General features: G+C 65.9%; 24 protein-coding genes and 1 other RNA gene. 22 read left to right on the plus strand and 3 right to left on the minus strand.

Annotation, left to right across the window (positions count from 1 at the left end; genetic code table 11):
* Positions 1-64: 64 nt before the first annotated feature.
* Entirely contained in the window at positions 65-1,006 is a 942-nt protein-coding gene (locus EJB06_RS13225) for a MerR family transcriptional regulator (RefSeq protein WP_126074491.1), read from the minus strand.
* A 303-nt stretch (positions 1,007-1,309) separates the two neighbouring features.
* Between EJB06_RS13225 and EJB06_RS13230 the strand changes: the two genes are divergently transcribed.
* The 9 genes from EJB06_RS13230 to EJB06_RS13270 all read left to right on the plus strand — a co-directional run bounded on the left by EJB06_RS13230 (position 1,310) and on the right by EJB06_RS13270 (position 8,494).
* Entirely contained in the window at positions 1,310-2,608 is a 1,299-nt protein-coding gene (locus tag EJB06_RS13230; RefSeq protein ID WP_126074492.1) for an NAD(P)/FAD-dependent oxidoreductase, read from the plus strand.
* The gene (locus EJB06_RS13235) at positions 2,595-3,401 is read left to right on the plus strand and encodes a DUF1365 domain-containing protein (RefSeq protein WP_126074493.1); all 807 of its coding nucleotides are present in this window, start codon (positions 2,595-2,597) and stop codon (positions 3,399-3,401) included. Before EJB06_RS13230 ends, EJB06_RS13235 begins: the two co-directional genes overlap by 14 nt.
* A complete protein-coding gene (locus EJB06_RS13240; protein WP_126074494.1) occupies positions 3,398-4,630 on the plus strand; it encodes an SAM-dependent methyltransferase in 1,233 nt (410 codons plus the stop codon). The genes EJB06_RS13235 and EJB06_RS13240 overlap by 4 nt, the downstream gene beginning before the upstream one ends.
* A 1-nt stretch (position 4,631) precedes the next feature.
* Entirely contained in the window at positions 4,632-5,162 is a 531-nt protein-coding gene (locus tag EJB06_RS13245; protein WP_126074495.1) for a chalcone isomerase family protein, read from the plus strand.
* On the plus strand, positions 5,159-6,394 hold the full coding sequence (locus EJB06_RS13250; protein WP_126074496.1) for an MFS transporter: 1,236 nt from the start codon (positions 5,159-5,161) through the stop codon (positions 6,392-6,394). Before EJB06_RS13245 ends, EJB06_RS13250 begins: the two co-directional genes overlap by 4 nt.
* A 17-nt stretch (positions 6,395-6,411) precedes the next feature.
* The gene (locus EJB06_RS13255; RefSeq protein ID WP_126074497.1) at positions 6,412-6,966 is read left to right on the plus strand and encodes a DUF3833 domain-containing protein; all 555 of its coding nucleotides are present in this window, start codon (positions 6,412-6,414) and stop codon (positions 6,964-6,966) included.
* Positions 6,963-7,730 carry an SDR family NAD(P)-dependent oxidoreductase gene (locus tag EJB06_RS13260; RefSeq protein ID WP_126074498.1) on the plus strand — a complete coding sequence of 256 codons (768 nt, stop codon included), beginning with the start codon at positions 6,963-6,965 and terminating at the stop codon, positions 7,728-7,730. Before EJB06_RS13255 ends, EJB06_RS13260 begins: the two co-directional genes overlap by 4 nt.
* Positions 7,727-8,161, plus strand: coding sequence for a nuclear transport factor 2 family protein (locus tag EJB06_RS13265; RefSeq protein ID WP_126074499.1), 435 nt, complete (start codon positions 7,727-7,729; stop codon positions 8,159-8,161). Before EJB06_RS13260 ends, EJB06_RS13265 begins: the two co-directional genes overlap by 4 nt.
* A 102-nt stretch (positions 8,162-8,263) precedes the next feature.
* A complete protein-coding gene (locus EJB06_RS13270; protein ID WP_126074500.1) occupies positions 8,264-8,494 on the plus strand; it encodes a hypothetical protein in 231 nt (76 codons plus the stop codon).
* Positions 8,495-8,537: 43 nt separating this feature from the next.
* On the opposite strand, the gene EJB06_RS13275 is transcribed toward EJB06_RS13270, so the two are convergent.
* Together EJB06_RS13275 and EJB06_RS13280 are read right to left on the minus strand one after the other, a co-directional pair.
* Positions 8,538-10,241 carry a thiamine pyrophosphate-binding protein gene (locus tag EJB06_RS13275; protein WP_126074501.1) on the minus strand — a complete coding sequence of 568 codons (1,704 nt, stop codon included), beginning with the start codon at positions 10,239-10,241 and terminating at the stop codon, positions 8,538-8,540.
* 405 nt (positions 10,242-10,646) lie between these two features.
* Positions 10,647-12,116, minus strand: coding sequence for a pectate lyase family protein (locus tag EJB06_RS13280; protein WP_164557907.1), 1,470 nt, complete (start codon positions 12,114-12,116; stop codon positions 10,647-10,649).
* Between the two features lie 168 nt (positions 12,117-12,284).
* Here EJB06_RS13280 and rnpB point away from each other — a divergent pair.
* From rnpB to murC, 13 genes are all read left to right on the plus strand, one after another.
* Positions 12,285-12,637: RNase P RNA component class A (gene rnpB, locus EJB06_RS13290), an RNA gene on the plus strand.
* A 102-nt stretch (positions 12,638-12,739) separates the two neighbouring features.
* On the plus strand, positions 12,740-12,913 hold the full coding sequence (locus EJB06_RS31855; RefSeq protein ID WP_164557908.1) for a hypothetical protein: 174 nt from the start codon (positions 12,740-12,742) through the stop codon (positions 12,911-12,913).
* A gap of 407 nt (positions 12,914-13,320) precedes the next feature.
* Positions 13,321-13,749, plus strand: a complete 429-nt coding sequence (gene mraZ, locus EJB06_RS13295) for a division/cell wall cluster transcriptional repressor MraZ (protein ID WP_126074504.1) — start codon at positions 13,321-13,323, stop codon at positions 13,747-13,749.
* A 12-nt stretch (positions 13,750-13,761) separates the two neighbouring features.
* The gene (gene rsmH / locus EJB06_RS13300; protein ID WP_126074661.1) at positions 13,762-14,724 is read left to right on the plus strand and encodes a 16S rRNA (cytosine(1402)-N(4))-methyltransferase RsmH; all 963 of its coding nucleotides are present in this window, start codon (positions 13,762-13,764) and stop codon (positions 14,722-14,724) included.
* Positions 14,721-14,993 carry a cell division protein FtsL gene (ftsL, locus tag EJB06_RS13305; RefSeq protein ID WP_126074505.1) on the plus strand — a complete coding sequence of 91 codons (273 nt, stop codon included), beginning with the start codon at positions 14,721-14,723 and terminating at the stop codon, positions 14,991-14,993. Before rsmH ends, ftsL begins: the two co-directional genes overlap by 4 nt.
* Complete coding sequence (locus EJB06_RS13310; protein WP_126074506.1) at positions 14,990-16,774, plus strand: peptidoglycan D,D-transpeptidase FtsI family protein; 1,785 nt, start codon at positions 14,990-14,992, stop codon at positions 16,772-16,774. Before ftsL ends, EJB06_RS13310 begins: the two co-directional genes overlap by 4 nt.
* Positions 16,774-18,321: a UDP-N-acetylmuramoyl-L-alanyl-D-glutamate--2,6-diaminopimelate ligase gene (locus EJB06_RS13315; RefSeq protein ID WP_370660125.1), complete on the plus strand. Its 1,548-nt coding sequence runs from the start codon at positions 16,774-16,776 to the stop codon at positions 18,319-18,321. The genes EJB06_RS13310 and EJB06_RS13315 overlap by 1 nt, the downstream gene beginning before the upstream one ends.
* Positions 18,321-19,706 carry a UDP-N-acetylmuramoyl-tripeptide--D-alanyl-D-alanine ligase gene (locus tag EJB06_RS13320; RefSeq protein WP_126074507.1) on the plus strand — a complete coding sequence of 462 codons (1,386 nt, stop codon included), beginning with the start codon at positions 18,321-18,323 and terminating at the stop codon, positions 19,704-19,706. The genes EJB06_RS13315 and EJB06_RS13320 overlap by 1 nt, the downstream gene beginning before the upstream one ends.
* The gene (gene mraY, locus EJB06_RS13325; protein ID WP_126074508.1) at positions 19,706-20,875 is read left to right on the plus strand and encodes a phospho-N-acetylmuramoyl-pentapeptide-transferase; all 1,170 of its coding nucleotides are present in this window, start codon (positions 19,706-19,708) and stop codon (positions 20,873-20,875) included. The genes EJB06_RS13320 and mraY overlap by 1 nt, the downstream gene beginning before the upstream one ends.
* Complete coding sequence (gene murD / locus EJB06_RS13330; RefSeq protein WP_126074509.1) at positions 20,875-22,383, plus strand: UDP-N-acetylmuramoyl-L-alanine--D-glutamate ligase; 1,509 nt, start codon at positions 20,875-20,877, stop codon at positions 22,381-22,383. The genes mraY and murD overlap by 1 nt, the downstream gene beginning before the upstream one ends.
* Entirely contained in the window at positions 22,383-23,594 is a 1,212-nt protein-coding gene (gene ftsW, locus EJB06_RS13335; RefSeq protein ID WP_126074510.1) for a putative lipid II flippase FtsW, read from the plus strand. Before murD ends, ftsW begins: the two co-directional genes overlap by 1 nt.
* Positions 23,591-24,688: an undecaprenyldiphospho-muramoylpentapeptide beta-N-acetylglucosaminyltransferase gene (gene murG / locus EJB06_RS13340; protein ID WP_229427062.1), complete on the plus strand. Its 1,098-nt coding sequence runs from the start codon at positions 23,591-23,593 to the stop codon at positions 24,686-24,688. Before ftsW ends, murG begins: the two co-directional genes overlap by 4 nt.
* On the plus strand, positions 24,685-26,076 hold the full coding sequence (gene murC / locus EJB06_RS13345; protein WP_126074511.1) for a UDP-N-acetylmuramate--L-alanine ligase: 1,392 nt from the start codon (positions 24,685-24,687) through the stop codon (positions 26,074-26,076). Before murG ends, murC begins: the two co-directional genes overlap by 4 nt.
* The last annotated feature ends 2 nt before the right edge of the window (positions 26,077-26,078 follow it).

A 26,078-nucleotide genomic window follows, 5' to 3' on the forward strand; every position in this document is an offset into this window, starting at 1 on the left:
GCACGACGAAATCGATGCCGCGTATTTTACCAGAGCAGGGCCGGGTTTCCCCGCCCGAGCGGGGCTAACTGGCAACGGCCGCGTTCTGGGCCCGCCAGCGCGCCACCGAGGTATCGATGTCGTCCAGGTCGAGCACGCAGTTCGGACCGAGCTGGCGCCGCGCCAGCGCCGCGCAACTGCCGCCGGCCCACACCTGCACGTGCGGGCCCAGGCGGCTTTGCAGCTCGATCACATTGTCGACCGCCGCGCGCGGCGACATCACGCTCGAAAACGACAGCGCCACGATGTCGGCGCGCTGCACCCGCGCCGCTTCGACGATGTCGGCCAGCGGGGTCTGCACGCCGAGCGAGACGCAGTGCGCCCCTTCCAGCGCGAACAGCGCTTCGGCCATCAGCAGGCCCAGGCCGTGGCGCTCCTGGGGCACGGTGGTGAGCAGGATGCGCGGGATGGCATCGGCATGGTTGACCTGCTGGTTGGCCGCGAAGATCGCATTGCGCATCACGCTTTGCAGCAGTTCGGCGAACAGGTGTTCTTCGAAAATGGCCAGGCCGCCGGCGGCCCAGGTGTCGCCCACCAGGGTGGTCAGCGGCGCCACCACTTCCAGCACGAAGCGGCGCAGGCCCAGCTGCAGCAGGGACTGCGCCATTTTCAGGCGCAGCTCGTGCATCTGGTGCGCCTTGATCATGGCCAGGCACTGGCGCAGCAGCGGATCGTCGGCGTCGCCGGCGATCGAGCCGGTGCCGGACTTGCTGGCCATGCTGTTCAGCTCATCCGTACTCAACTGCATGATCTTGCCGGGGCGGTAGCCCATGTCGAGCAGGCGCTTGACCACGCGCAGGCGCGCCACCTGCTCGAACGGATACAGGCGCTCGCCGTTGGCGTCGCGCTCGGGCTGGGGAAAGTTGTAGCGCCGCTCCCACACGCGCAGGGTTTCCTTGGGGACGCCGGTCTCCCGTTCGACGTCGCTGATGCTGCTGAAGACGGCAGTGGTCGGTGCTTGGCTCATTGTCGCATTCACGGTTTGTTCAGGACATCATCCTGATTGTAAGTTGAAATCATAGGGAGAAAACTACTCTTTGTATCAGCTTGTTTCGGCGGCGCTCCCCGAGGGCGACATCATGCCATGCCTCGGGAGGTGCACGCTTCGCCATTCATCGCGTTTCTTGAATCCAATTTCATACCCATGACGTATAAATCCATGGTGACCCGTTTTGTCATGGACAAATCGTTGACAGATTCCATTATTTCACGGATTATCCGTCAGGTGGTGAATTTGTCCTGGACAAAACAAAGAAAACAGGTGGATCTGATGAAAATAGCAGTGATCGGGGCGGGGATTTCGGGTTTGTCGTGCGCCTACAAGCTTGTCCATGGCGGGGCGGACGTGACCCTGTACGAGGCGGGCGCTTACTTCGGCGGCCACAGCAACACGGTGGACGTCACCCTGGACGGCGTCACGCACGGGGTGGACACGGGCTTTTTGGTGTTCAACGAGCGCACCTACCCCAACCTGATCGCCCTGTTCGCCGAGCTGGGCGTGGAAACGGCGCCCAGCGACATGTCGTTTTCGGTCAAGCTGCCGCTCGCGCAGGAAGCCGGCGCGCGCGTGCTGGAATGGGCCGGCAGCAACCTCGATACCCTGTTCGCCCAGCGCGGCAACCTGCTGCGCCCGCGCTTTTTGCGCATGGTGCGCGACATCCTGCGCTTCAACCGCCACGCCACCGGCCTGGCCACCGCCCAGCGCATGCCCGCCATCTCGCTCGGCGAATTCCTCGACCAGCACCATTACAGCGAGCAGTTCCGCGCCTGGTACCTGCTGCCGATGGCCGCCTGCATCTGGTCGTGCCCCTCGGACCAGATGCTGGCCTTCCCGGTGGCGACCTTCATCCGCTTCTGCCACAACCACGGCCTGCTGCAAGTGAGCGACCGGCCGCAGTGGAACACCGTGCGCGGCGGCTCGCGCAACTATGTCGAGAAGCTGCTGGCGGCGATTCCCCAGCGCCGCCTGGGCACGCCGGTGACGGCGGTCACGCGCCATCCGGCCGGCGGCGCGCGCTCGGTGCGGGTCGATACCGCGCATGACACCGAACAGTTCGACCACGTGGTCATGGCCTGCCACAGCGACCAGTCGCTGGCGCTGCTCGCGGACGCGCGCGCCGACGAGCGCTCGGTGCTGGCGGCGGTGCGCTACCAGCCCAACCGCGCCGTGCTGCACACCGACGCCAGCTGCCTGCCGCGCAGCCGCAAGGCCTGGTCGGCCTGGAATTACCAGAGCACGGCGTCGGCCACGCCGCAGGTGTGCGTGCACTACCTGCTCAACCAGTTGCAGCCGCTGCCTTTCAAGACGCCGGTGATCGTCTCGCTCAATCCGATCGACGAACCGAACCGCGCGCGCGTGATCCGGTCGTTCGACTACGCGCACCCGGTGTTCGACGATGGCGCCGTGGCCGCGCAGGCGCGCCTGGCCGGCTTCCAGGGGCAGCAGAACACCTGGTTCGCCGGGGCCTGGACCGGCTACGGCTTCCATGAAGATGGCCTCAAGTCCGGCCTGGCCGCCGCCGCCGCCTTGACGCGCCTGATGCGGGGACAACAGCATGCAGCGGCCTGACCCGGCGCCCGAGCCACGCGCGCAGCTGTGCTTCGGCCAGGTGCGCCACACGCGCCTGCGGCCCGTGGTCAACGCCTTCGCCTACGCCACCTATTACGTGCGCCTGCCGCTGCGCGCCATCGGCACGCAGCGCTTCGGCTGCGCCCTGTTCTCGCGCAACCGCTTCAACCTGCTCTCGTTTGCCGACGCCGACCATGGCGACGGCAAGCAGCCGCTGGTCGACTGGATCGACGCCCTGCTGTTGCGCGAAGGCATCACCGATGCCGATGGCGAGGTCTGGCTGCAAACCATGCCGCGCGTGCTCGGCTACGTGTTCAATCCGGTTTCGTTCTGGTTTTGCCACCGCCGCGACGGCGCCCTGCGCGCGCTGGTGTGCGACGTGCGCAATACCTTCGGCGAGCGCCACTTCTATTTGCTCGATACCGGCGCCGACATCGCCAACGGCCAGGAACTGCGTGCGCGCAAGGTGTTCCATGTCTCGCCCTTCTGCCAAGTGCAGGGCGGCTACCGCTTCCGCTTCACGCACCTGCTGCGCATGAACGATGGCCGGGCCCAGGACAGCACGCTGGCCTGCATCGACTACGACGACGCCGACGGTCCGCTGCTGCAGACGAGCCTGTCCGGCAATGCGGTGCCGATCACTTCGGGCAGCGTCGCCCGCGCGTTCTTCGGCTTTCCGCTGATGACGGCCGGCGTGGTGGCGCGCATCCATCTGCAAGCGCTGCGCCTGTGGCTGCGCCGCGTTCCCTTCTTTTCCAAACCGACTCCACCCCAACATAAGGTAACCCGATGAGCTCCCAATCCCTGCCATCGCTCGTTCCGGCCGCGCCCCGTCTTGGCGCCGCCACGCCCGCGCCATCGTCCGCCAGGCTCATTCTCACGCTGCTGGAGAAGCTCAAGCACGGCGCGCTGACCCTGATCACCCCGGACGGCGCCCAGCGCCATTTCGGCGACGCGTCGGTGCCGGTGATCCTGGAGCTGAATAACTGGAACTGCTTTGCGGCCGCCATGCGCTCGGGCGACATCGGCTTTGCCGAAACCTATATCGCGGGCGACTGGCAGACCAACAACCTGACCGGCCTGATCGCGCTGCTGGCGCGCAACCGCGCCGCCATCGAAACGCTGGTCTACGGCAGCTGGTGGGGCAGCCTGGCCTACCGCATCAAGCATCTCCTGAACCGCAACAGCAAGGCCGGCAGCCGCAAGAACATCCATGCCCATTACGACATCGGCAACGCGTTCTACCAGCTGTGGCTGGATCCGTCGATGACCTATTCGAGCGCCCTGTATACGGAAGCGAGCGGGCGCGACCTGGAACAGGCGCAACAGGCCAAGTACCGCAGCATCCTGCGCGAGCTGGCGCTGTCGCCCGGCCAGAAGGTGCTGGAAATCGGCTGCGGCTGGGGAGGATTCGCCGAACTGGCCGCGCGCGACGGCGGGGTGCATGTGACCGGCCTGACCCTGTCCGAGCAGCAGCTGGCCTACGCCAGGGCGCGCATGGAAAAGGCCGGCCTGCTTGACAAAACCGACCTGCGCCTGTGCGACTACCGCGACAGCGCCGGCCAGTACGACGCGATCGCCTCGATCGAGATGTTCGAAGCCGTGGGCGAGAGCTACTGGCCGAGCTACTTCGAGTGCCTGGCGCGCAACCTGAAGCCGGGCGGGCGCGCCTGCATCCAGACCATCGTCATCGCCGACGAACTGTTCGAGCGCTATCGCAAGGGGACGGACTTCATCCAGCAGTTCATCTTCCCGGGCGGGATGCTGCCGTCGCCATCGGCCTTCGAGCGCATGGCCTTCGAACATGGCCTGGCGGTGACCAACGAATACCGCTTCGGCATCGACTACGCCGACACCCTGGTCGAATGGCGCCAGGCCTTCCACGCGCGCCTGGACGAGGTGCGCGCGCAGGGCTTCGACGAGCGCTTCATCCGCACCTGGGAGTTCTACCTGTGCTACTGCGAGGCCGCCTTCCGTGAAAAGAACACGGACGTCATGCACTTCACCCTGACGAAAGCCTGAGATGCGGCGCCGCCAGCTGCTGCTATCGGCCTGCGCCCTGGCCCTGGTCGGCCCGGCCGGCGCGGCCCCCGGCCATATCGACCAGCACCTGACGCAGGCGCGGGTGGCGGGCAGGGGCACGTTTACCTGGTTCGCTCTGGCCATCTACGACGCCGAACTGTGGGTGGGCGAAAAGGGCTACCGGCCCGACGCGCCGTTCGTGCTCGACCTGCGCTACGCGCGCAAGCTCGATGGCATCAAGATCGCCGAGGCCAGCGCCGAGCAGATGGAAAAGATCGGCGCCGGCACGCCGGCCCAGCGCGCCCAGTGGCTGGCCAGGATGAAGACCATCTTCCCCGACGTGAAAGAGGGCACCCATATCAGCGGCGTGTTCCTGCCCGGCGCCGGCGCCCGTTTCTACCTCGATGGCAAGGCCCTGGCGACGGTCCCCGACCCCGAATTCGCACGCGCGTTTTTCGGCATCTGGCTCGACCCCGCCACCAGCGCGCGTTCGCTGCGCACGGCCTTGCTCAAAGACGCCGCGCCGCGATGAGCCGCCTGTCGCTGGCGAAGCTGCTCGCGTACGGCGTGTTCGGGCTGCCGCTGGCGATGGTCGCCTTGCCGATCTATGTGTACCTGCCCCAGTTTTACGCCGAGCGCGCCGGCCTGTCGCTGGCGCTGATCGGCACCGTGCTGCTGGCCGCGCGCGTGGCCGCCGCCTTCATCGACCCGCTGCTCGGCTGGTGGATCGAGCGCGGGCAGGGCGCCTATCCACGTTACGTGGGGCTGGCGCTGCCGCTGCTGCTGGCCGGCTTCGTGGCGCTGTTCCATCCGCCCGCCCTTGGCAGCCTGGCGACCATGGCCTGGTTTCTCGGCACGCTGATGCTGGTCTACCTGGGCTTCAGCATCGCCACCATCGCGCACCAGAGCTGGGGCGCGGCCCTGACCCAGGCGCCGCAGGAGCGCGCACGCGTGACCGGCGTGCGCGAAGCCTGCGGCCTGGCCGGCGTGGTGCTGGCGGCGGCGGTGACCGGCGCGGCCGGCTACGACGCCCTGAGCATCGCCTTTGGCGCCACCCTGGCGGCGGGCGGCGCGCTGCTGCTGCTGCGTGCTCCGCGTCCGCTGGTGAACCTTGCGGCCGCAGCGCGGCCCGGCTGGCGCGCCATGGCCGCGCCGTTTCGCGAAGCGCCGTTCCGCTCCCTGTTCGCGGTGTTGATCGTGAACGGCATCGCTTCATCGATCCCGGCCACGCTGTTCCTGTTTTTTGCGTCCGACCGGCTGCGACTGGGCGCCCTGTCGGCCCTGTTCCTGATCGTTTATTTCGCCGCGGCGGCGTGCTCGATGCCGCTGTGGATCGCCGCCGCGGCCCGCTTCGGCGAAGCGCGCGCCTGGGCCGGCGCCATGCTTCTGGCGGCCGCCGTGTTCGTCTGGGCCTATTGGCTGGGGGCGGGCGCCAGCATGGCCTTCGGCCTGATCTGCCTGCTCTCCGGACTGGCGCTGGGCGCCGACCTGGCGCTGCCGCCGGCGCTGCTGGCCGGCGTGATCGCCGGCGCCGGCCACGCGGGCGGGCGCGAAGCGGCTTATTTCGGCGTGTGGAACTGGGGCGTGCAAATGACCCTGGCGCTGGCCGCCGGCATCGCCCTGCCGCTGCTGGCGTGGCTCGGCTACGTGCCCGGCGCCGGCGGCGGCACCGGCGCGCTGGCGGCGGCCTACGCGCTGCTGCCGTGCGCCCTCAAATTGCTGGCCGCCGCCATGTTGTGGCGCGCGCCGCTTCGTCATTGTTAACCGAGAAGGAAAGTCCCATGAAACTGCACAAGATCTTTGCCGCCGGCGCGCTGGCGCTGGCCGTCGCCGGCTGCAGCACGCCCACGCCGGAAACCTACGCCAAACAGACGCCGGCGCTCGACATCACCAGGTACTTCAACGGCACGCTGGACGCGCACGGCATGTTCCAGGACCGCTCCGGTGAAGTCATCAAGCGCTTCGTGGTGCAGATGCGCTGCACCTGGAACGGCGATACGGGCGTGCTCGATGAAGATTTCGTGTATGCGGACGGCACGCGCCAGAAGCGCGTCTGGACCCTGACCCGCACCGGGCCCGACACCTTCAGCGCCACCGCGGCCGACGTGGTCGGTACCGCGCGCGGCACGGTGTCGGGCAATGCGCTGCGCTGGCAGTACGTGCTGGCGCTGCCGGTCGACGGCAAGGTGATCAATATGGACATGGACGACTGGATGTTCCTGATCGACGACAAGGTCATGCTGAACCGCACGGCGATGAGCAAGTTCGGCGTGAACCTGGGCAGCGTGACGCTGTCGTTCACCAAGCGGTCCGCCACGGGCGCGGCGCCGCAATGAACCCGCGCATCGAGGAGTGGCGCGGGCGGCGCGTGTGGATGATCGGGGCGTCGACCGGGATCGGCGAAGCGGCCGCGCATCTGCTGCTCGACCTGGGCGCGCGCGTGGCGTTTTCCGCGCGCAGCGCCGGCAAGCTGGAACAGACGGTGGCGGGCGAGCCGCGCGCGCTGGCGCTGGCGCTCGATGTCACCGACCGCGCCAGCGTGGACAAGGCGTGCCAGCGCATCGTGGCCGAGTGGGGCGGGATCGACCTGGTGCTGATCGTCGCCGGCGGCTACAACGAGATGCGCGCCGATGCGATCGACCTGGCGGCGGCCAACGCGATGATCGACCTGAACCTGCGCGGCGCCTTCAACTGCCTCGACGTGGCGCTGCCGCTGCTGCTCAGGCAGGGCGCGGGCGGGATCGGCATCGTCGCCTCGGTGGCCGGCTACGGCGGCCTGCCCAAGGCGCTGGTGTACGGGCCGACCAAGGCGGCGCTGATCAACCTGACCGAGTCGCTGTACCTCGATCTGCGCGCGCGCGGGATCGCGGTGTACCAGATCAATCCGGGCTTCGTCGATACGCCGCTCACCGCCAGCAACGACTTCAAGATGCCGGCCCTGATGAGCGCCGCCGACGCCGCGTATGCGATGGTGGACGGGATCGAGCGCGGCCAATTCCATATTCATTTTCCCAAGCGCTTCACCAACAGCCTGCGGCTGGCGCGCCTGCTGCCGTACCGGCTGTACTTCTGGCTGATCCACAAGGTGACCGGCTTATGAACCGCGCGCCCGAACTGGCACGGCTGGTGCGCTTTTACGAAGGCATCGAGCGGGCGTCGCTGCGCGCCCGGCTGGAGCTGATCTACGCGTCCGACGCGCAGTTCAAGGATCCGTTCAACGAGGTGCGCGGGGTCGAAGCGATCGTGCGCATCTTCCAGCATATGTTCGAGCAGGTCGACCAGCCGCGGTTTGTGGTGACCTCGACCGTGCTGCAGGGCGACGATGCCTTCCTGACATGGGAATTCCTGTTCCGGATGAAGCGCTTTTCCGGCGAAGCGCAATGCATTCGCGGCGCCACCCACATCCGCTTCGATACGAACGGGGCGGTCATGACGCACCGCGATTATTGGGATGCCGCCGAGGAGCTTTATGAGAAGCTGCCGATAATAGGAAGCGTGATGCGCTGGCTCAAACGAAGGGCAAATAAATAGCCTGTCGGGACCGGCCCACATATGCATCAATCAGCCACAAGATTCGCTGGGCTTTTATCAGAAAAGGGTATAAATTATGACAAAACGATGACAGGAGGCAGTGTGAAAAGCCCAGACAATTTCAGCTTGTTGATTTCGCCGGAGACGATTCACGTGGCGGGGTCGATGTGGATACGCAATGTCATCGGACTGGCGTTCATCGCCACGGTGGCTTGTTTCTTTACAGCACCGGTTACCACCGAAACCAAGAGCGCTTACGACCGCCCGCTGCCTCTGCCAGCCGAGCTTGGTCTTGAACTGCTGCCGCAGGCGCCCTTGCTCACTTCCCAATAAACATCCGCCTCGTTCCCGCCTGCGCGGGAACGAGGTGCCGTCTTTATTTTCCGCTTCTTGCCGCTTCGGCCGTCTTGCGAATGGTTTCCAGGGTCGCATTCGGGGTAATCAGATTCCCGTCGTAACGCAGCTCGATGACCGCCGGCAGCGATTGCTCCCGGGTGTGCGCCAGCGCGCGCGCCAGCGCCGGGCCGAATTCCGCCGTCGCATTGACCACTTCGCCATGCGCGCCGTAAGCCTTGGCCAGTTCCGCAAAGTCCGGGTTATGCAATCCGGTGCCCGATACGCGGCCCGGATAATCCCTTTCCTGGTGCATGCGGATGGTGCCGAACATGCCATTATTAAAAACAATCATAATCACGCCCGCTTTATATTGCACTGCGGTTGCCAGTTCCTGGCCGTTCATCATGAATTCGCCATCGCCGGCAAAGGTCACCACCGTGCGGGACGGGTCGACGATCTTGGCCGCGATCCCGGACGGCACGCTGTAACCCATGGCGCCATTGGTCGGCGCCAACTGGGTGCGCATGCCGCCGTAGCGGTAGAAACGGTGCGCCCAGGAGGCGTAATTGCCGGCGCCATTGGTAATGATCGTGTCGCGCGGCACTTGCGCCATCAATTCCTGCACCACTTGCCACAGGTCCAGCGGGGCCTTGCCATCCTTGAAAATCGGCGGCTGCTCCTGGTAGGCGGCCAGTTCGGCCTTGGCCTCGGCCACCGTGCCGCGCCAGGCCGACGCATCGACCGGCTCCATCGCGGCCAGCATGGCGCAGGCTTGCGCGGCGCCGCTGTTGATCATCAGGTCGGCCTGGTAGACGCTGCCCAGTTCCTCGGCGTCGGCGTGGACATGCACCAGGCGCTGCTTCGGCACGGGGGAGTCGAGCAGGGTGTAGCCGCCGGTGGTCATTTCGCCCAGGCGCGGGCCGATGGCGATGACCAGGTCGGCGTTCTTGACGCGCGCGGCCAGTTTCGGATTGATGCCGATGCCGACGTCGCCGATATAGTTGGGGTGGGCGTTGTCGAGCAAGTCCTGGAAGCGGAAGGTGCAGCCGACCGGCAGCGCGTTGGCTTCGGCGAATTGCTGCAGGTCGGCGCAGGCCTGGGCGTTCCAGCTGGCGCCGCCGAGCAGCACCACCGGGCGGGTCGCGCCGGCCAGCATCGTGCGCAGGGTGGCGATCTGGGCGGCGGAGGGCGACGCCTGCACCGGCTGGTAGCGGCGGGTGTCGGCCACGGCGGCGGTGTCGATCAGCATGTCTTCGGGCAGCGCCAGCACCACCGGGCCGGGGCGGCCGCTGGTGGCGACCTGGAAGGCGCGCGCGATGTATTCCGGAATCCGGTCGGCGCGGTCGATCTGGGTCACCCATTTGGCCATCTGGCCGTACATGCGGCGGTAGTCGATCTCCTGGAAGGCTTCGCGGTCGATGAAATCGTTGCCGACCTGGCCGATGAACAGGATCATCGGGGTCGAATCCTGGTAAGCCGTGTGCACCCCGATCGAGGCGTTGGTGGCGCCCGGGCCGCGCGTGACGAAGCAGATGCCGGGCTTGCCGGTCAGCTTGCCGTAGGCTTCGGCCATGAACGCGGCGCCGCCTTCCTGGCGGTTGATGATGAAGCGGATGTCGGAATCGTGCAGGGCGTCGAGTACGTCGAGGTAGCTTTCGCCGGGAACCCCGAAGGCGGTGTCGACGCCGTGAATGTTGAGCGCATCGACCAGAATCTGGCCGCCACTGCGGGAAGGGTGCGTCATGGAGTCTCTGCCTGGATGGTTGAGTATGCGCCATTCTATGCGAGCCGATTCCGGCAAGCTTTTGAAATTACGACATTAAATATCACAATTTCTATCCCCGCCGGACCGCGCGCGGCATTGTGCCGCCGCAAACCCGCGATTGGGCCGGACTTGCGGGGTCAGACCGTGTTGTGTGGGAACGCGATCGGTTCGAGATGTCGATGGGGAGCGGCACCGGACCTGCACCGGACCGGCAGCGGATTTGCAGCGGATTTGCAGCGGATCGCCCCGCTGCTGGTGACGGCGCTGGAGGAGGCCGGCGGCGCTGCGCCGGCCCTGGCGTGCGCGATGGCGCGCACGCAAACGCTGCTGCAATCGGCGCCGCAGCCGGGGGCGGGCTGCGGCGCGATGCGGGACTTGCCCGGATTACCTGACGCTGAGCTTGCCGGCGCCGGCGTTGCGCAGGACCGATTCGCGCACCTTGGATGCGTCGAGCAAGGCTGGGGTGTACGGCAGGGTCCAGCCGACCGCGTTGCTGAACTTGCAGCTCGCGCCGCCCAGGCCCAGCGCCGCGCCGTTCAGCAGCGATCCGCTGTCGACGATGGCGCCGGTTTTGCTGGACGAGCCCGACGCTTCGATCGCATCGCCGCATTCGGTGGCGCCGATGATGTCGAAGGCATTGTTCTGCGACACGATCTTGGCCTTGTAGCCAACCCCGATGCTGTAGTGGTGTGCGTACAGCTTGGCGTTGCGGTCGCCCTCATAGTAATTGTTATATACGTGAACTTTGCCGAAACGCACGCGCGGGGCGCGGCTGGTCACCTGCTTGTAGTGGTTGCCATGGAAGGTCACGGTCAGATGGCCGTCGTCGGCGGTGGTGCTGTCGGAGGAGCCGACCAGGGTATTTTTCTCGTGCAGTTCGAACACATTGTTCGACACGGTCACGTAGTCCGAACCGTTCTTGACGTCGAGCGCGCCATCGTGGCACTGCTTGAGTTTGCCGTTTTCTTGCGGGAACTGATCATCGGTGCGCGGCGCATCGGTGAAAGTATTGTGGTCGATCCAGACGTGGGTCGACTTGTCGACGTTCAGGCCGTCGTATTCGGAGTTCCAGTTGCCGCTGCTGCCGTCTTTCGGGTCCCATTTCGGCGCGATGTCGCAGGGATTGGCGATGGTCAGGTTGCGCACGATGACGTTATCGACGCCCTTGATCATGATGCGGCCGTTGACGATGCGCGCATCGCTGCCCACGCCGATCACGGTGGTGTTCGACGGAATCGAAATCAGGCTGCGCGCGGCCTGGTCGCTGGCGCTCTTGAAAGCGCCGCCGTTGTCGCTGGCCGCCATGTCGATGGTGCCGTAGACCTTGATCTGCGCCGGTTTGCCGGCCTGGGCTTTGAGCGCCGCCAGCAGTTGTGATGGCGAGCTGACCAGGTAGGTCTCTTTCTGGGTCGCCGCCGCGCCGCCGCGGGTGCCGCTGCTGTAGCTGGCCCAGCCGGTTGCCGGCGCTGCCTGCGTGAGCGGGTCGGTGCCTGCCGGCGGGGTGACGGGGGGCGTCACGGGTGGGGTGACCGGCGGGGTGACCGGTGGCGTCACAGGCGGGATGACCGGCGGCGTGGTGCCGCTGTCCAGCGGGCCTAGCGCGCATTTCTTGTCGATGCCGGGATACGGATCGCTGCCGAAGGTGGCGGCGCTGCAGGCCACTTTGCCGCTGAACGACTTGAGCACCCATTTGTTCTTGATGCCGAACGACACCTGGCGCCTGGCGCTGCCGGCGTCGCAGGCACCGCCCTGGGCCGCGCATTTCGAAAAACCCTCGGGCCAGTCCGCTGCATGGGCGGCGGAAGCGGCGAACAGGGTGGTGCTGATCAGTGCGGCAAGAGGTAACAGTTTCATTAAACTTTCCTTTTTAAAAATTGTCGATATTATAAGAGTGTGTATGTATGCCGGGTAAGGCAACTGCGATCACTTTTTTTGCATGATCGATATCGAAAACGATATGGCTCGCCGGGGAAAAAGCGGAAAGTTGGTCCTGTGGGTCGCGGCGCGGTACAATGCCGGGGTGAAGCGGGTCAGACAGTCGCTGGCTGGCGTGTAATGCGTCGGCGGGAGGAAGGTCCGGACTCCATAGAGCAGGGTGACGGTTAATGGCCGTCCGCCGAAAGCCGACCGGCGCAAGCCGGGGAGTATAAGGCGAGGAATAGGGCCACAGAGACGAGCGTATTGAGTTACGGTGAAACGCGGTAACCTCCACCTGGAGCAATCCCAAATAGGCACGCGTTGAGGCGGCTCGCGGAGCGTGCGGGTAGGGAGCTTGAGCGCAGGAGTAATTCTGCGCCTAGAGGAATGGCTGTCATAGCGATTGCCCGCAAGGGTCGTCGCCGTAACAAAATCCGGCCTATCGGCCCGCTTCACACTGATTATCCGGCGCGCAAGGCGCCGCTGCCTGCCTGCGCGCCTCCGGGCCGGGCACCGCCGGCGCTGAGCTTCACGTTTGCGGATGGCACAGTGCACGAGCGGTGATCGACGCGCTGGCCCTGGGCGTGCAGCATCAGCACCCGATCCACATGGCAAGCCTGGCGGACGTGGCGACCGACGATTCCTTGCGCTTCACCCTGGTTCTTTACGGCGGTCTGTTTTTCGACATGGACGACGGCGCCAGCCTGTACGACGCCCCGCCGCTGCGCTATTGATCCTTGCCTCATCCCGCGGCGCCGGTCCGGCCGCGGCTTCCTAGCACACTGCGCCGTCCGCGCAGGACAAATCACTCATCCGTTGCGTAAAAGTAAGCAGATGTAATTATTTTAAGTCTTGTTGTGCCTCGCAAACCCATGTGTATAGATGAGGTTGAACATTCACTGTCTTATCTAAGTCTCTAATTTTTCGACATATTTTACTTTGAAGATCCTTCAAGGTAATGCGCTAAGTCCTTGACTTCATTAACAAAATTCCCTTTTGGCACGATTGAAAGCGCTTGACCGTCCAGATGGCTTCATCTAAAGTGGGCAACTGTGTGAAAAAGTGTAGTTTTGTGGGAGATAAAATGAGCTCCTGGCGCCAAAACACCGACTTCATAATAACTTTTCCAAGTAGGTAACTCGTGTTTCAAGGCGCGTCCGCAATCAATCTCGATGCGAAAGGCAGGATGTCCATTCCCGCCAAGCATCGCGACGCACTCGCAGTCCAGTGCGAAGGCCGCCTCACGCTCACCCGCCACCCGCACGGGTGCCTGCTGTTTTTTCCGCGTCCGGTGTGGGAATCGCACCGCGAGCAAATCGCCGCCTGGCCGATGTCGGCCCGCGCGTGGCAGCGTATTTTCCTCGGCAACGCTTGCGATGTCGAGCTCGATTCCGCCGGCCGCATCCTGATCTCGCCCGAGTTGCGCAGCGCCGTCGGCCTCACCCGTGAGGTCATGCTGCTCGGCATGGGCAGCCATTTCGAAATCTGGGATGCCGCCAGACTGGCCGAGGACGAGCAAGCCGCCGTCGCCGGCGGCATGCCCGATGTCTTATCTAATTTTTCCTTCTGAGGCGCGCCGATGATGAATGTGGTGGCGGTGCCGGAATTTCAGCACCGGACGGTGTTGCTGGACGAAGCGGTCGATGCGCTCGACCTGACCGGTCTGCGCGCCGACGGTACTTATATAGACGGGACCTTCGGTCGCGGCGGACATAGCCGCCTGATCCTGTCGCGCCTTGGCCCGAAAGGGCGCCTGTTTGCTTTCGACAAGGACTTGCAGGCGATCGCCACGGCCGGCCAGATCGGCGACGCGCGCTTCGAGATCGTGCACGACAGCTTCGCCACCATGGGGCAGGCGCTGCGCGCGCGCGGCGTGACCCAGGTCGACGGCATCCTGCTCGACCTCGGCATTTCCTCGCCCCAGGTGGACGACGCCGCGCGCGGCTTCAGCTTCCGCAACGACGGCCCGCTCGACATGCGCATGGACACCACGCGCGGCGTTTCCGCCGCCGAATGGCTGGCCGGCGAGACTGAACAACAATTGGAAAGGGTCATTCGCGACTATGGGGAAGAACGGTTTGCTTTTCAGATTGCAAAGGCGATTGTTGCTCGCCGGGCAGTCGAACCAATTTCAAGCACACGACAGCTTGCCGGCATCGTGGCAAACGCGGTCAAAACCCGGGAGAAGGGCAAGGATCCGGCCACACGGACCTTTCAGGCTATCCGGATTTTCATCAATAAAGAGCTTGAAGACCTTGAAACAGGCTTGAACGAGGCCTATGCCATGCTCGCGCCCGGCGCCCGCATGGCCATCATCAGCTTCCATTCGCTGGAAGACCGCATGGTCAAGCAGTTCCTGGCCAGCAAGGTGAAGGTCGAACAGCCCGACCGCCGCCTGCCGATCCGCGCGGTCGACCTGCCGCAGCCGCTGATGAAACTTATCGCCAAGATGAAGCCGTCCGACGCCGAAGTGGACGCCAATCCGCGCGCCCGCTCGGCCGTGATGCGCGTGGCCGAACGCTTGCCCGCCCGGAGCGCTGCGTGAACAGCAAGATCAACATCGTGCTCGCCGTCCTGCTGGTCGGCTGCGCCTTGTCGCTGGTTAACGCCCAATTCCAGGCGCGCAACCTGTTCATCGAACTGGGCAAGCTGGAGCAGCAGGCGCGCCAGCTCGACATCGACTGGGCCCAATTGCAGCTGGACCAGTCGACCCTGGGCACCAACGCGCGCATCGAACAGATCGCGCGCGACAAGCTCGACATGACGCCGCTGACCCCGGCGCGCACGCAATACCTGACGGAAGGGGCCAAATGAAACGCGGTAGCAATGGTGCGGCAGGCGCGCGCGTAGCGGCCTCGAAAGGCGTATCGTTCTCGAAAAGCCCGGTGCTGGCGGTCAGCCTGCCCACCTGGCGTTCGCGCGTCGTGCTGTTCGTGCTGTTCGCCGCCTTTGTCGCGCTGGCCGGACGCGCCGTGTGGCTGCAAACCGTGACCGACGAGGTCCTGATCAGCTACGGCAAGCAGCGCTACGAGCGCACCATCGAACTGCCGGCCACGCGCGGGCGCATCCTCGACCGCAACGGCCAGGTGCTGGCCTCCTCGGTGCCGGTCAAGGCGGTATGGGCGATTCCCGAAGACGTGCTGGCCTCGCCGCCGGAAAAACTGCACGCCCTGGCCTCGCTGCTCAAGATGAGCGATGCCGAACTGCGCAAGAAACTCGATTCCGACCGCACCTTCGTGTATCTCAAGCGCCAGGTGGAAATGCCGGTGATCGAGCAGATCGCCAAACTCGGTATCAAGGGCCTGGACACGCGCAAGGAATACAAGCGCTTCTACCCGCAGGGCGAAATCGCGACCCACCTGGTGGGCTTTACCAACGTCGAGGACGCCGGCCAGGAAAGCATGGAACTGGCGCAGCAAAAGACCCTGGTCGGCACCACCGGCAGCCGCCGCGTGATCAAGGACCGCCTCGGCCAGATCGTCGAAGACGTGGGCCTGTCGAAGGAGCCGCACGACGGCAAGGATCTGACCCTGTCGGTCGACAGCAAGCTGCAGTACATCGCCTTCACGCAGATCAAGGAAGCCGTGGCCAAGTTCAAGGCCAAGGCCGGCGCCGCCGTGGTGCTGGACGTGAAGACCGGCGAAGTGCTGGCGCTGGCCAACTGGCCCACCTACGACCCGAACGACCGCAAGGGGCTGACCGGCGCGCAGCTGCGCAACCGCGTCATCACCGATACCTTCGAGCCGGGATCGACCCTGAAACCGTTCACCGTGGCGCTGGCGCTCGACACCGGACGCGTCACCCCGGCCACCCGCATCGATACCGGCGCCGGGCGCCTGGTGATCAACGGCGCGCCGATTTCCGACACCAAGCCGCACGGCGTGATCACGGTGTCCGAGATCGTCGAGATGTCGTCCAACATCGGCACCTCCAAGCTGGCGCTGTCGATGCCGCCGCGCGAGATGTGGGAGATGTTTACCGAAGTCGGTTTCGGCCAGCAGCCCAAATTCGGTTTCCCCGGCGCGGTGGCGGGGCGCGTGCGTCCGTACAAATCGTGGCGTCCGGTGGAACAGGCCACCATGAGCTACGGCAACGGCATCTCGGTCTCGCTGCTGCAGCTGGCGCGCGGCTACATGATGTTCGCGCGCGACGGCGACACGATTCCGCTGTCGTTCCAGAAGGTCGGCGAGCTGCCGGTGGGGCGCCAGATCATCAAGCCGAAAACCGCGCGCGAGATGCGCGAGATGCTCGAACTGGTGGTCTCGGGCGCGCACGGCACCGCCAAGCAGGCGCGCGTGGCCGGCTACCGCGTGGGCGGCAAGACCGGTACCGCCTACAAGGTCGAAAACGGCAAGTACGCCATTCCGCGCAAGTACATCGGTTCCTTCGTCGGCATGGTGCCGATGTCGAATCCGCGCTTCATCATCGCCGTCATGATCGACGAACCGACCGCCATCGGCCATTTCGGCGGCATCGTGGCGGCTCCGACGTTTGCCGCGCTGGCCGCCAACTCGCTGCGCGCGCTGAATATTCCGCCGGATTCGGATGTGACGGAAATCGTCGCGCCGAACGATGGCTCCGGGGAGGTCATGTAATGCCGTCTATGAATCAGCACAATCCGCACGACATCTGCGCCTGGATCGCCCGCGAGGCTGGCGACGGCAAGCCGGTCTCCGACTCGCGCCGCGTCAAGCCGGGCGATGTGTTCTTCGCCTACCCGGGCGACGCCGCCGACGGCCGCGCCTACATCGCCAGGGCCATCGCGCAGGGCGCCGCCGCGGTCGTGTACGACGAGCGCGATTTCGCCTGGGACGCTGCCTGGAACGTGCCGCACCTGGCCGTGGCAGAGCTGAAAGCGAACGCCGGTCCGATCGCGCACGCCTGCTACGCGATGCCCGACAGCGCCATGTTCACCGTGGGCGTCACCGGCACCAACGGCAAGACCTCGTGCGCGGTCTGGCTCGGCCAGGCCTTTGCGCGCCTGGGCGAAACGGCCGCCGTCATCGGCACGCTCGGCGTGGGCCTGTTCGGCGGACGCGGCGAAGTCGAGTACGACGTCACCGGGTACACGACACCCGACGCGGTGCTGCTGGCCGAGAAACTGGCCAGCGTGCGCGATGCGGGCGCCACCGCCCTGGCAATTGAGGTAAGCTCCATCGGTCTGGGGCAAGGCCGTACCCTGGGCATGCATTTTGACGTTGCGCTGTTTACCAACCTGACGCGCGACCACCTCGATTATCACGGCACCATGGAATGCTACGAAGCGGCGAAGGCCAAGCTGTTCGCGTGGCCAGGATTGAAAACAGCAGTGCTTAACCTCGACGACCCGGCAGGACAGCGCCTGGTCCATCAACTCGTCTCCCAGCCCGGCGGCCCGTCCGTCACCGGCTACACCCTGCGCGATGTGGCGGCCCAGCCCGACATCGCCGGCGTGACCATGCTGCGCGCCTCGCAATTCCGCAGCCGCCACGCGGGCACCGAATTCCATCTCGATTCGCCGCTCGGCAGCGGCCAGGTCAAGACCCGGCTGGTCGGCCACTTCAATATCAGCAATGCGCTGGCGGTACTCGGCGCGCTGCTGGCCAAGGGCGTGGCCTTGCGTCCTGCGCTCGACGCCATCGAAGCGCTCACGCCGGCCCCAGGCCGCATGCAGCAGATCGGCGGCCAGGATGCGCCGATGGTGGTGATCGATTACGCGCACACGCCGGACGCGCTGGAACAGACCCTGGGCGCGCTGCGCCAGGTCGCGCACGAACGCGGCGGCCAGCTGTGGTGCGTGTTCGGCTGCGGCGGCGACCGCGATCCGGGCAAGCGCCCGCAGATGGGGGCCATTGCGCAGATCGCCGAGCATGTGCTGGTCACCAGCGACAATCCGCGCAGCGAAGACCCGGCCGCCATCATCGGGCAGATCGTGGCCGGCATGGACGCGGCCCATCCGACGTCGCGCTTCCAGGCCATCGAAGACCGCGCCGCCGCGATCCTGTCGGCGGTCAAGCACGCGGCCAAGCCGGACGTGATCCTGCTGGCCGGTAAAGGCCATGAACCGTACCAGGAAATCAAGGGCCGCAAGATGCCGTTTTCCGACGCCGACCACGCCGCGCTGGCGCTGGCCGCGCGCGTGACCATGATGAGGACCAACTGATGCACGGCACGCTCGCACAACTGGTGGCGTCGATTCCGGGCGCGCGCATGACGGCCGACGCCACGTTCGGCAGCGTGTCGACCGACAGCCGCAGCGCCGGCGCCGGCGCGCTGTTCGTCGCCCTGCGCGGCGACACCTTCGACGCCCACGACTTCCTGGCGCAGGTGGCCGCCGCCGGCGCCGCTGCCGTGGTGGTGGACCGTCTGCCCGACGGCTGGACCCTGCCGGCCATCGTGGTGCCCGACACCCTGGTGGCCCTGGGCCGCATCGCCAACCACTGGCGCGCGAAATACGCCATTCCCGTCATCGGCGTCACCGGCAGCAACGGCAAGACCACGGTCAAGGAAATGATCGCCGCGATCCTGGCGGCCGGCCTGTCGGACGATGCGCGCCTGGCCACGCGCGGCAACCTGAATAACGAAATCGGCGTGCCGCTCACCCTGATGCGCCTGACGGACGCGCACAAGGCGGCCGTGATCGAACTGGGCATGAACCACCCGGGCGAGATCGCGCGCCTGAGCGCGATCGCCGAACCGACCATCGCCCTGGTGAACAACGCCCAGCGCGAGCACCAGGAATTCATGCATACGGTCGAAGCGGTGGCGCGCGAAAACGGCGCCGTGCTGGCCGGCCTGCCGGACGACGGCGTGGCCGTGTTCCCCGGCGACGACGCGTACACGGCGCTGTGGCAAGGCATGGCCGGCGGACGCAAGACGATCACCTTCGGCCTGGACGCCGCGTCCAACGTGCGCTGTACGCACCGCGCCGCCGATTTCGGCAGCGAACTCGATGTGACAGTGCAGACCGACGGCGCGCCGCCGCACGCCTTCAGCGTCAGGCTGGCCGCGGCCGGCCTGCACAATGTGCGCAACGCGCTCGCGGCGATTGCCTGCACCATCGCCGCCGGCGTTGGCGCGGATGCCGTGGCGCGCGGCCTGGCCGCCTTCGAGCCGGTCAGCGGGCGTCTGCAGCGCAAGCGGGCCGCCTGCGGCGCCACCGTCATCGACGACACCTACAACGCCAATCCGGATTCGGTGCGCGCCGCCATCGACGTGCTGGCGCAGGCCGCCGCGCCGCGCATCCTGGTCCTGGGCGACATGGGCGAAGTCGGCACGCAGGGGCGCGAGTTTCACGAAGAAATCGGCGCCTACGCGGCCGCGCGCGGCATCGAAACGGTGCTGGTCACCGGCGAGCTGGCGCGCCACATGGCCGGCGCCGGCGCAAGGCATTACACGCAGTTCGACGAATTATTGGCAGCACTCGATACACAATTGGGCAGCACCTCTGACGCGACTGTACTGGTGAAGGGCTCCCGTTTCATGAAAATGGAACGGGTCGTCGCTCACCTGGTCGGATCAATCATCACAAGTAAGGAAGCCCACTAATGCTGCTTTGGCTCGCACAAATGTTCCAGGACGAATTCGGTCCTCTGCGAATCTTCAACTTCATCACCTTCCGCGCGGTGTTCGCCACCATCACGGCGGTGCTGATCGGCCTGGTCGCCGGTCCGGCCGTGATCCGCAAGCTGACCTCGATGAAGGTCGGCCAGGCCGTGCGCCCGGACGGTCCGCAGACGCACCTGAAAAAACACGGCACCCCGACCATGGGCGGTGTGCTGATCTTGATCGCCATCGGCATCTCGACCCTGCTGTGGTGCGACCTGTCGAACCGCCTGGTGTGGCCGGTGCTGGTCGTCACGCTCGGTTTCGGCGCCATCGGCTGGGCCGACGACTACCGCAAGGTGGTCTACCAGGACCCGGAAGGCATGCGCTCGGGCGAAAAGTACTTCTGGATGTCGCTGATCGGCATCGCCGCCTCGTTGTACCTGGCGTTCTCGGTGTCGGCGCCGACCCCCGGCAAGGTATGGGACCTGTTTTACGCATGGGTGCAGTCGGGCTTTTCGATGGATCTGCCGCCCAAGGCCGACCTGATCGTGCCCTTCGTGAAGACCATCAGCTATCCGCTCGGCGTGTGGGGCTTCATCGCACTGACCTACTGCGTCATCGTCGGCACCAGCAATGCGGTCAACTTCACCGACGGCCTCGATGGCCTGGCGATCATGCCGACCGTGATGGTCGGCTCGGCCCTCGGCCTGTTCGCCTACCTGACCGGCAGCGCCACCTATTCGAAGTACCTGCTGATCCCGCACATTCCGGGCGCCGGCGAACTGCTGATCTTCTGCGGCGCGATGGCAGGCGCGGGCCTGGCCTTCCTCTGGTATAACGCGCATCCGGCCCAGATGTTCATGGGCGACGTCGGCGCGCTGGCGCTCGGCGGCGCGCTCGGCACCATCGCCGTCATCGTGCGCCAGGAGATCGTCCTGTTCATCATGGGCGGCGTGTTCGTGGCCGAAACGGTCTCGGTAATCATCCAGGTCAGCTGGTTCAAGTACACCAAGAAGCGTTACGGCACCGGACGCCGCGTGTTCCTGATGGCGCCTTTGCACCACCATTTCGAACAAAAAGGCTGGAAAGAGACCCAGGTCGTCGTGCGTTTCTGGATCATCACGATGATGCTGGTGCTGGTCGGCCTGTCTACCCTGAAGCTGCGCTGATGAACCACCTCGAACAATACGCCGGCAAGCACGCCCTGGTCCTCGGACTGGGCGAGTCGGGTCTCGCCATGGCCCAGTGGCTGGCGCGCTGCGGCGCGCGCGTGCGCGTGGCCGATACGCGCGAGGCGCCGCAGCGCCTGCAGGCGCTCAAGGAAGCCGTCCCAAGCGCCGATTTCATCGGCGGCGAACTGGGTGAAGCACTGCTCGACACCATCGACTTCGTGGCGGTCAGCCCGGGCCTCGCACCCGAGCGCGAACTGGCGGCCATCGTGCCGGCAGCCGGCGCGCGCGCCATTCCGGTCTGGGGCGAGATCGAACTGTTCGCCCAGGCCCTGGCCGCGTTGAAGGAAGAACGCGCGTATGCGCCGAAAGTCGTCGCCATCACCGGCACCAACGGCAAGACCACCGTCACCAGCCTGACCGGTCTGCTGTGCCAGCGCGCCGGCCTGTCGACCCGCGTGGCCGGCAATATCAGCCCGGCGGCGCTGGACGTGCTGCGCGACGTGCTCGATAGCGGCGAGCTGCCGCAAGCCTGGATCCTGGAGTTGTCCAGCTTCCAGCTGCATTCGACCTTCAGCCTGGACGCCGATGCCGCCACGGTGCTCAACATCACCCAGGACCACCTGGACTGGCATGGCGACATGGCCGCCTACGGCGCGGACAAAGCGCGCATCTTCGGCCCGTCCACCGTGCGCGTGCTCAATCGCGACGATGCGGCGGTGATGCGCATGGCCGCGCAGGGCAGCGTGGTGCGCACCTTCGGCACCGACGAACCGCAGGAAGCCGACTGCTTCGGCCTGCACAACGAACGCGGCGTGCTGTGGCTGACCGTGGCAGTGGCCGGCGAAGAAAGCGAAAAGAAGCGCAAGAAGAACGAAGCGGCCGAAGTCGTGCCGTGCACCACCAGCCGCCTGATGCCGGCCGATGCGCTGCGCATCCGCGGCCTGCACAACGCCGCCAATGCGCTGGCCGCGCTGGCCCTGTGCCGCGCCATCGGCCTGCCGTTCGCGCCGCTGCTGCACGGCCTGCGCGACTACCAGGGCGAACCGCACCGGGTGGAACTGGTGGCCGCCATCGATGCGATCGACTACTACGACGACAGCAAGGGCACTAATGTGGGCGCGACCGTGGCCGCGTTGACGGGCCTGGGCAAGGCCTTCGGCGGCGAAGAACAGAAGATCGTGCTGATCGCCGGCGGCGACGGCAAGGGCCAGGAGTTCGACCCGCTGGTCGAACCGTGCTCGCGCTACGTGCGCGCGGTGCTGCTGATCGGACGCGACGCGCCGCTGCTGCGCGCCGCCATCGAGCCGTCCGGCGTTCCCGTGTTCGACTGCGCGACGCTGCCGGAAGCGGTGCGCCGCGCCTCCGGGCTGGCCAAGGCCGGCGACGCCGTGCTGCTCTCGCCGGCCTGCGCCAGCTTCGACATGTTCACCGGCTACGGCCAGCGCGCCCAGGTGTTCGTCGACGCCGTGCGCGAACTGGCGCTCGACAAGGGACAGGATCTCTGATGGCCTTCCAGTTTCCATTCAAGTTCGCCGGCTCGGCTTCGGACGCATTGTCCGGGGACCGCACACGCCCGTCGAAAATGATGGAATACGACCAGTTGCTGGTCTGGGTCACGGTGCTGCTGATGCTGTTCGGGATGGTGATGGTGTACTCGGCCTCGATCGCGCTGCCCGATTCGCCCAAGTACGCCAACTACAAGACCACTTATTTCCTGCAGCGCCAGGCGATCTTCATCGGCGTCTCGATGCTGGCCGCGTACTTCGTGTTCCGCATCCCGGTCGCGATCTGGCAGCGCTACGCCTCGCTCATGTTCGTCGGCAGCCTGGCGCTGCTGGTGCTGGTGCTGGTCCCGCACATCGGCTTTTCGGTCAACGGCGCGCAGCGCTGGATCGACCTGAAGCTGTTCAAGCTGCAGCCGTCCGAAGTGATGAAGATCGCCGCCGTGATCTACGCGGCCGACTACACGGTGCGCAAGCAGGAATACATGCACAAGCTGACCAAGGGCTTCCTGCCGATGGCCGGCGCGATCGGCCTGGTGGGCCTGCTGCTGCTGCTCGAACCCGACCTGGGCGCGTTCGGCGTGATCGTCTGCATCGCCATGGGCATCCTGTTCCTGGGCGGGATCAACGCGGTCTGGTTCGGCGGCATCGGCGCGCTGCTGGTGGCCATCTTCGCCTCCATCATCATCTTTTCGCCCTTCCGGCGCGCGCGCATTTTCGCCTACCTCGACCCCTGGAAGGAAGGCAATGCGCTCGACAAGGCTTACCAGCTGACCCACTCGCTGATCGCCTTCGGGCGCGGCGAATGGTTCGGCGTGGGCCTGGGCGCCAGCGTCGAAAAACTGCACTACCTGCCGGAAGCGCACACCGACTTCCTGATGGCCGTGATCGGCGAAGAACTCGGCCTGGCCGGCGTGCTGGTGGTGATCGCCATGTTTTACTGGCTGGTCAAGCGCGCCTTCGACATCGGCCGCCAGGCCATCGCCATCGACCAGATCTTCGCGGGCCTGGCCGCCAAAGGCATCGGCATCTGGATCGGGGCGCAGACCTTCATCAACATGGGCGTGAACCTGGGCATCCTGCCGACCAAGGGATTGACCCTGCCGCTGATGAGCTACGGCGGTTCGGGCGTCTTGATCAACTGTGTGGGATTGGCGATTTTGCTGCGTATCGATTATGAGAACCGGGTGTTGATGAGGGGGGGACGGCCATGAAGCGTTTGATGATCATGGCGGCTGGCACCGGCGGACATATCTTCCCGGGGGTCGCGATCGCGCAGACCATGCGCCAGCGCGGCTGGGAGGTAAGCTGGCTGGGCACCTCGCACGGCATGGAACAGGACCTGGTGCCGAAGAACGGCATCGCCATCGACAGCATCGTCTTTTCGGGCATGCGCGGCAAGGGCATCAAGCACAGCATCGGCGGCGCCTTCAAGATGGTGGCCAGTTTCTTCGCCTGCCGCCGCTTCATCAGGCAGCGCAAGCCCGATGTGGTGCTCGGCATGGGCGGCTATGTGTGCGTCCCCGGCGGCCTGATGGCGCGCCTGGCCGGCGTGCCGCTGGCCCTGGTCAATGCCGACGCCGCGCTGCTGTTGTCGAACAGGACGCTGGCGCCGCTGGCCGACAAAGTGATGTTCGGCTTTCCCGCCGATTTCGGCAGCGCCGCCGCCAAGGCCATCGTCACCGGCAACCCGGTGCGCAAGGAGATCCTGGCCATGCCGGCGCCGCAGCAGCGCTTCGATGGCCGCGGCGGCCCGCTGCGCATCCTGGTCGTCGGCGGCAGCCTGGGAGCGAAGGTCCTCAACGACAGCGTGCCGGCGGCGCTGGCGCTGCTGCCGGCCGGGGAGCGTCCGCGCGTGACGCACCAGTCGGGCAAGAAGAATATCGATGCGCTGCGCGAGGCGTATGCCAAAGCCGGCGTGACGGCCGACGTGGTCGACTTCATCGACGACATGGCCGGCGCCTATGCCGCGGCCGACGTGGTGATCTGCCGCGCCGGCGCGATCACGGTGTCGGAACTGACGGCGGCGGGCGTGGCCAGCGTGCTGGTGCCGTTCGTGGCCAGCACCACCAGCCACCAGCGCGACAATGCGCAGTGGATGGAAAGGCAAAAGGCGGCAATCCATTTGCCGCAGACGGAATTGAGCGCGCAGCGCGTGGCGCAGCTGCTGCAAGGCCTGAGCCGCGCCACCTGCCGCGCGATGGCCGACGCCGCGCTGGCGGCCGGCAAGCGCGACGCCAATGAAGCAATCGCGGATGTACTCGAACAACTGGCAGGATCGACAGACAGAATTGAAACAAGAACATGAAACATAAAATCAAGAACATCCACTTCGTCGGCATCGGCGGCAGCGGCATGAGCGGCATTGCCGAGGTGCTGCTGAACCTCGGCTACAGCGTGTCCGGCTCGGACCTGGGCACCAACGCGGCCAGCCAGCGCTTGTCCAGCCTGGGCGCGCAGGTGATGCTCGGCCACGCGGCCGACAATATCCTCGGCGCCGACGTGGTGGTCACTTCGACCGCCGTCAAGGAAGACAACCCGGAAGTGGTGGCGGCGCGCGCAGCCCAGATTCCCATCGTGCCGCGCGCGATCATGCTCGGTGAATTGATGCGCCTCAAGCGCGGTATCGCGATTGCCGGCACCCACGGCAAGACCACCACCACCAGCCTGGTGGCATCCGTGCTGGCCCAGGGCGGGCTCGATCCGACCTTCGTGATCGGCGGACGCCTGAACAGCGCCGGCGCCAACGCCAAGCTGGGCACCGGCGAATACATCGTGGCCGAAGCCGACGAATCGGACGCCTCCTTCCTGAACCTGACGCCGATGATCGAAGTGATCACCAACATCGACGCCGATCACATGGAAACCTACGAGCACGATTTCGAAAAGCTCAAGCAGGCCTTCGTGCACTTCACCCACCGTCTGCCGTTCTACGGCCGCGTGATGCTGTGCATCGACGACCAGCACGTGCGCGACATCATCCCCTTCGTGACCAAGCCGATCACCACCTACGGCTTCTCCGAAGCGGCCCAGGTGCGCGCCATCAACGCCAGCGCCATCGGCCTGCAGATGCACTTCACGGTAGTCCAGGAAGGCTATCCGGACACCCAGTTCATCCTCAACCAGCCCGGCATGCATAATGTGCAGAATGCCTGTTCGGCGATTGCCATCGCGCGCGAAATCGGCATCGAGGACAGCGCGACCCAGCAGGGCCTGGCGGAATTTCATGGCGTGGGGCGCCGCTTCACGCGCTACGGCGACGTCGCCATTCCCGGCGGCGGCAGCTTTGCGCTGGTGGACGATTTCGGCCACCATCCGGTCGAAACCGAAGTCACGCTGGCGGCCGCGCGCGGGGCTTACCCCGGCCGCCGCCTGGTGCTGGCCTTCCAGCCGCACCGCTATTCGCGCACGCGCGACCTGTTCGAAGATTTTGTGAAGGTGCTGGCCACGCCCGACGTGCTGCTGCTGTCCGAAGTCTACGCCGCTGGCGAAGCGCACGTGGTGGCCGCCGACGGCCGCGCCCTGTCGCACGCGCTGCGCGTGGGCGGCAAGATCGAGCCGATCTTCGTCGAGGCGATTGCCGACATGCCGGCCGCGATCATGAACGTGGTGCGCGACGGCGACGTCGTGATCACCATGGGCGCCGGCTCGATCAGCGGCATTCCGAACAAACTGGTTAACTCTGTGGAGGCTTGAGC

The organism is Massilia atriviolacea (genome assembly GCF_003953935.1).
Lineage (GTDB): Bacteria > Pseudomonadota > Gammaproteobacteria > Burkholderiales > Burkholderiaceae_D > Telluria_A > Telluria_A atriviolacea.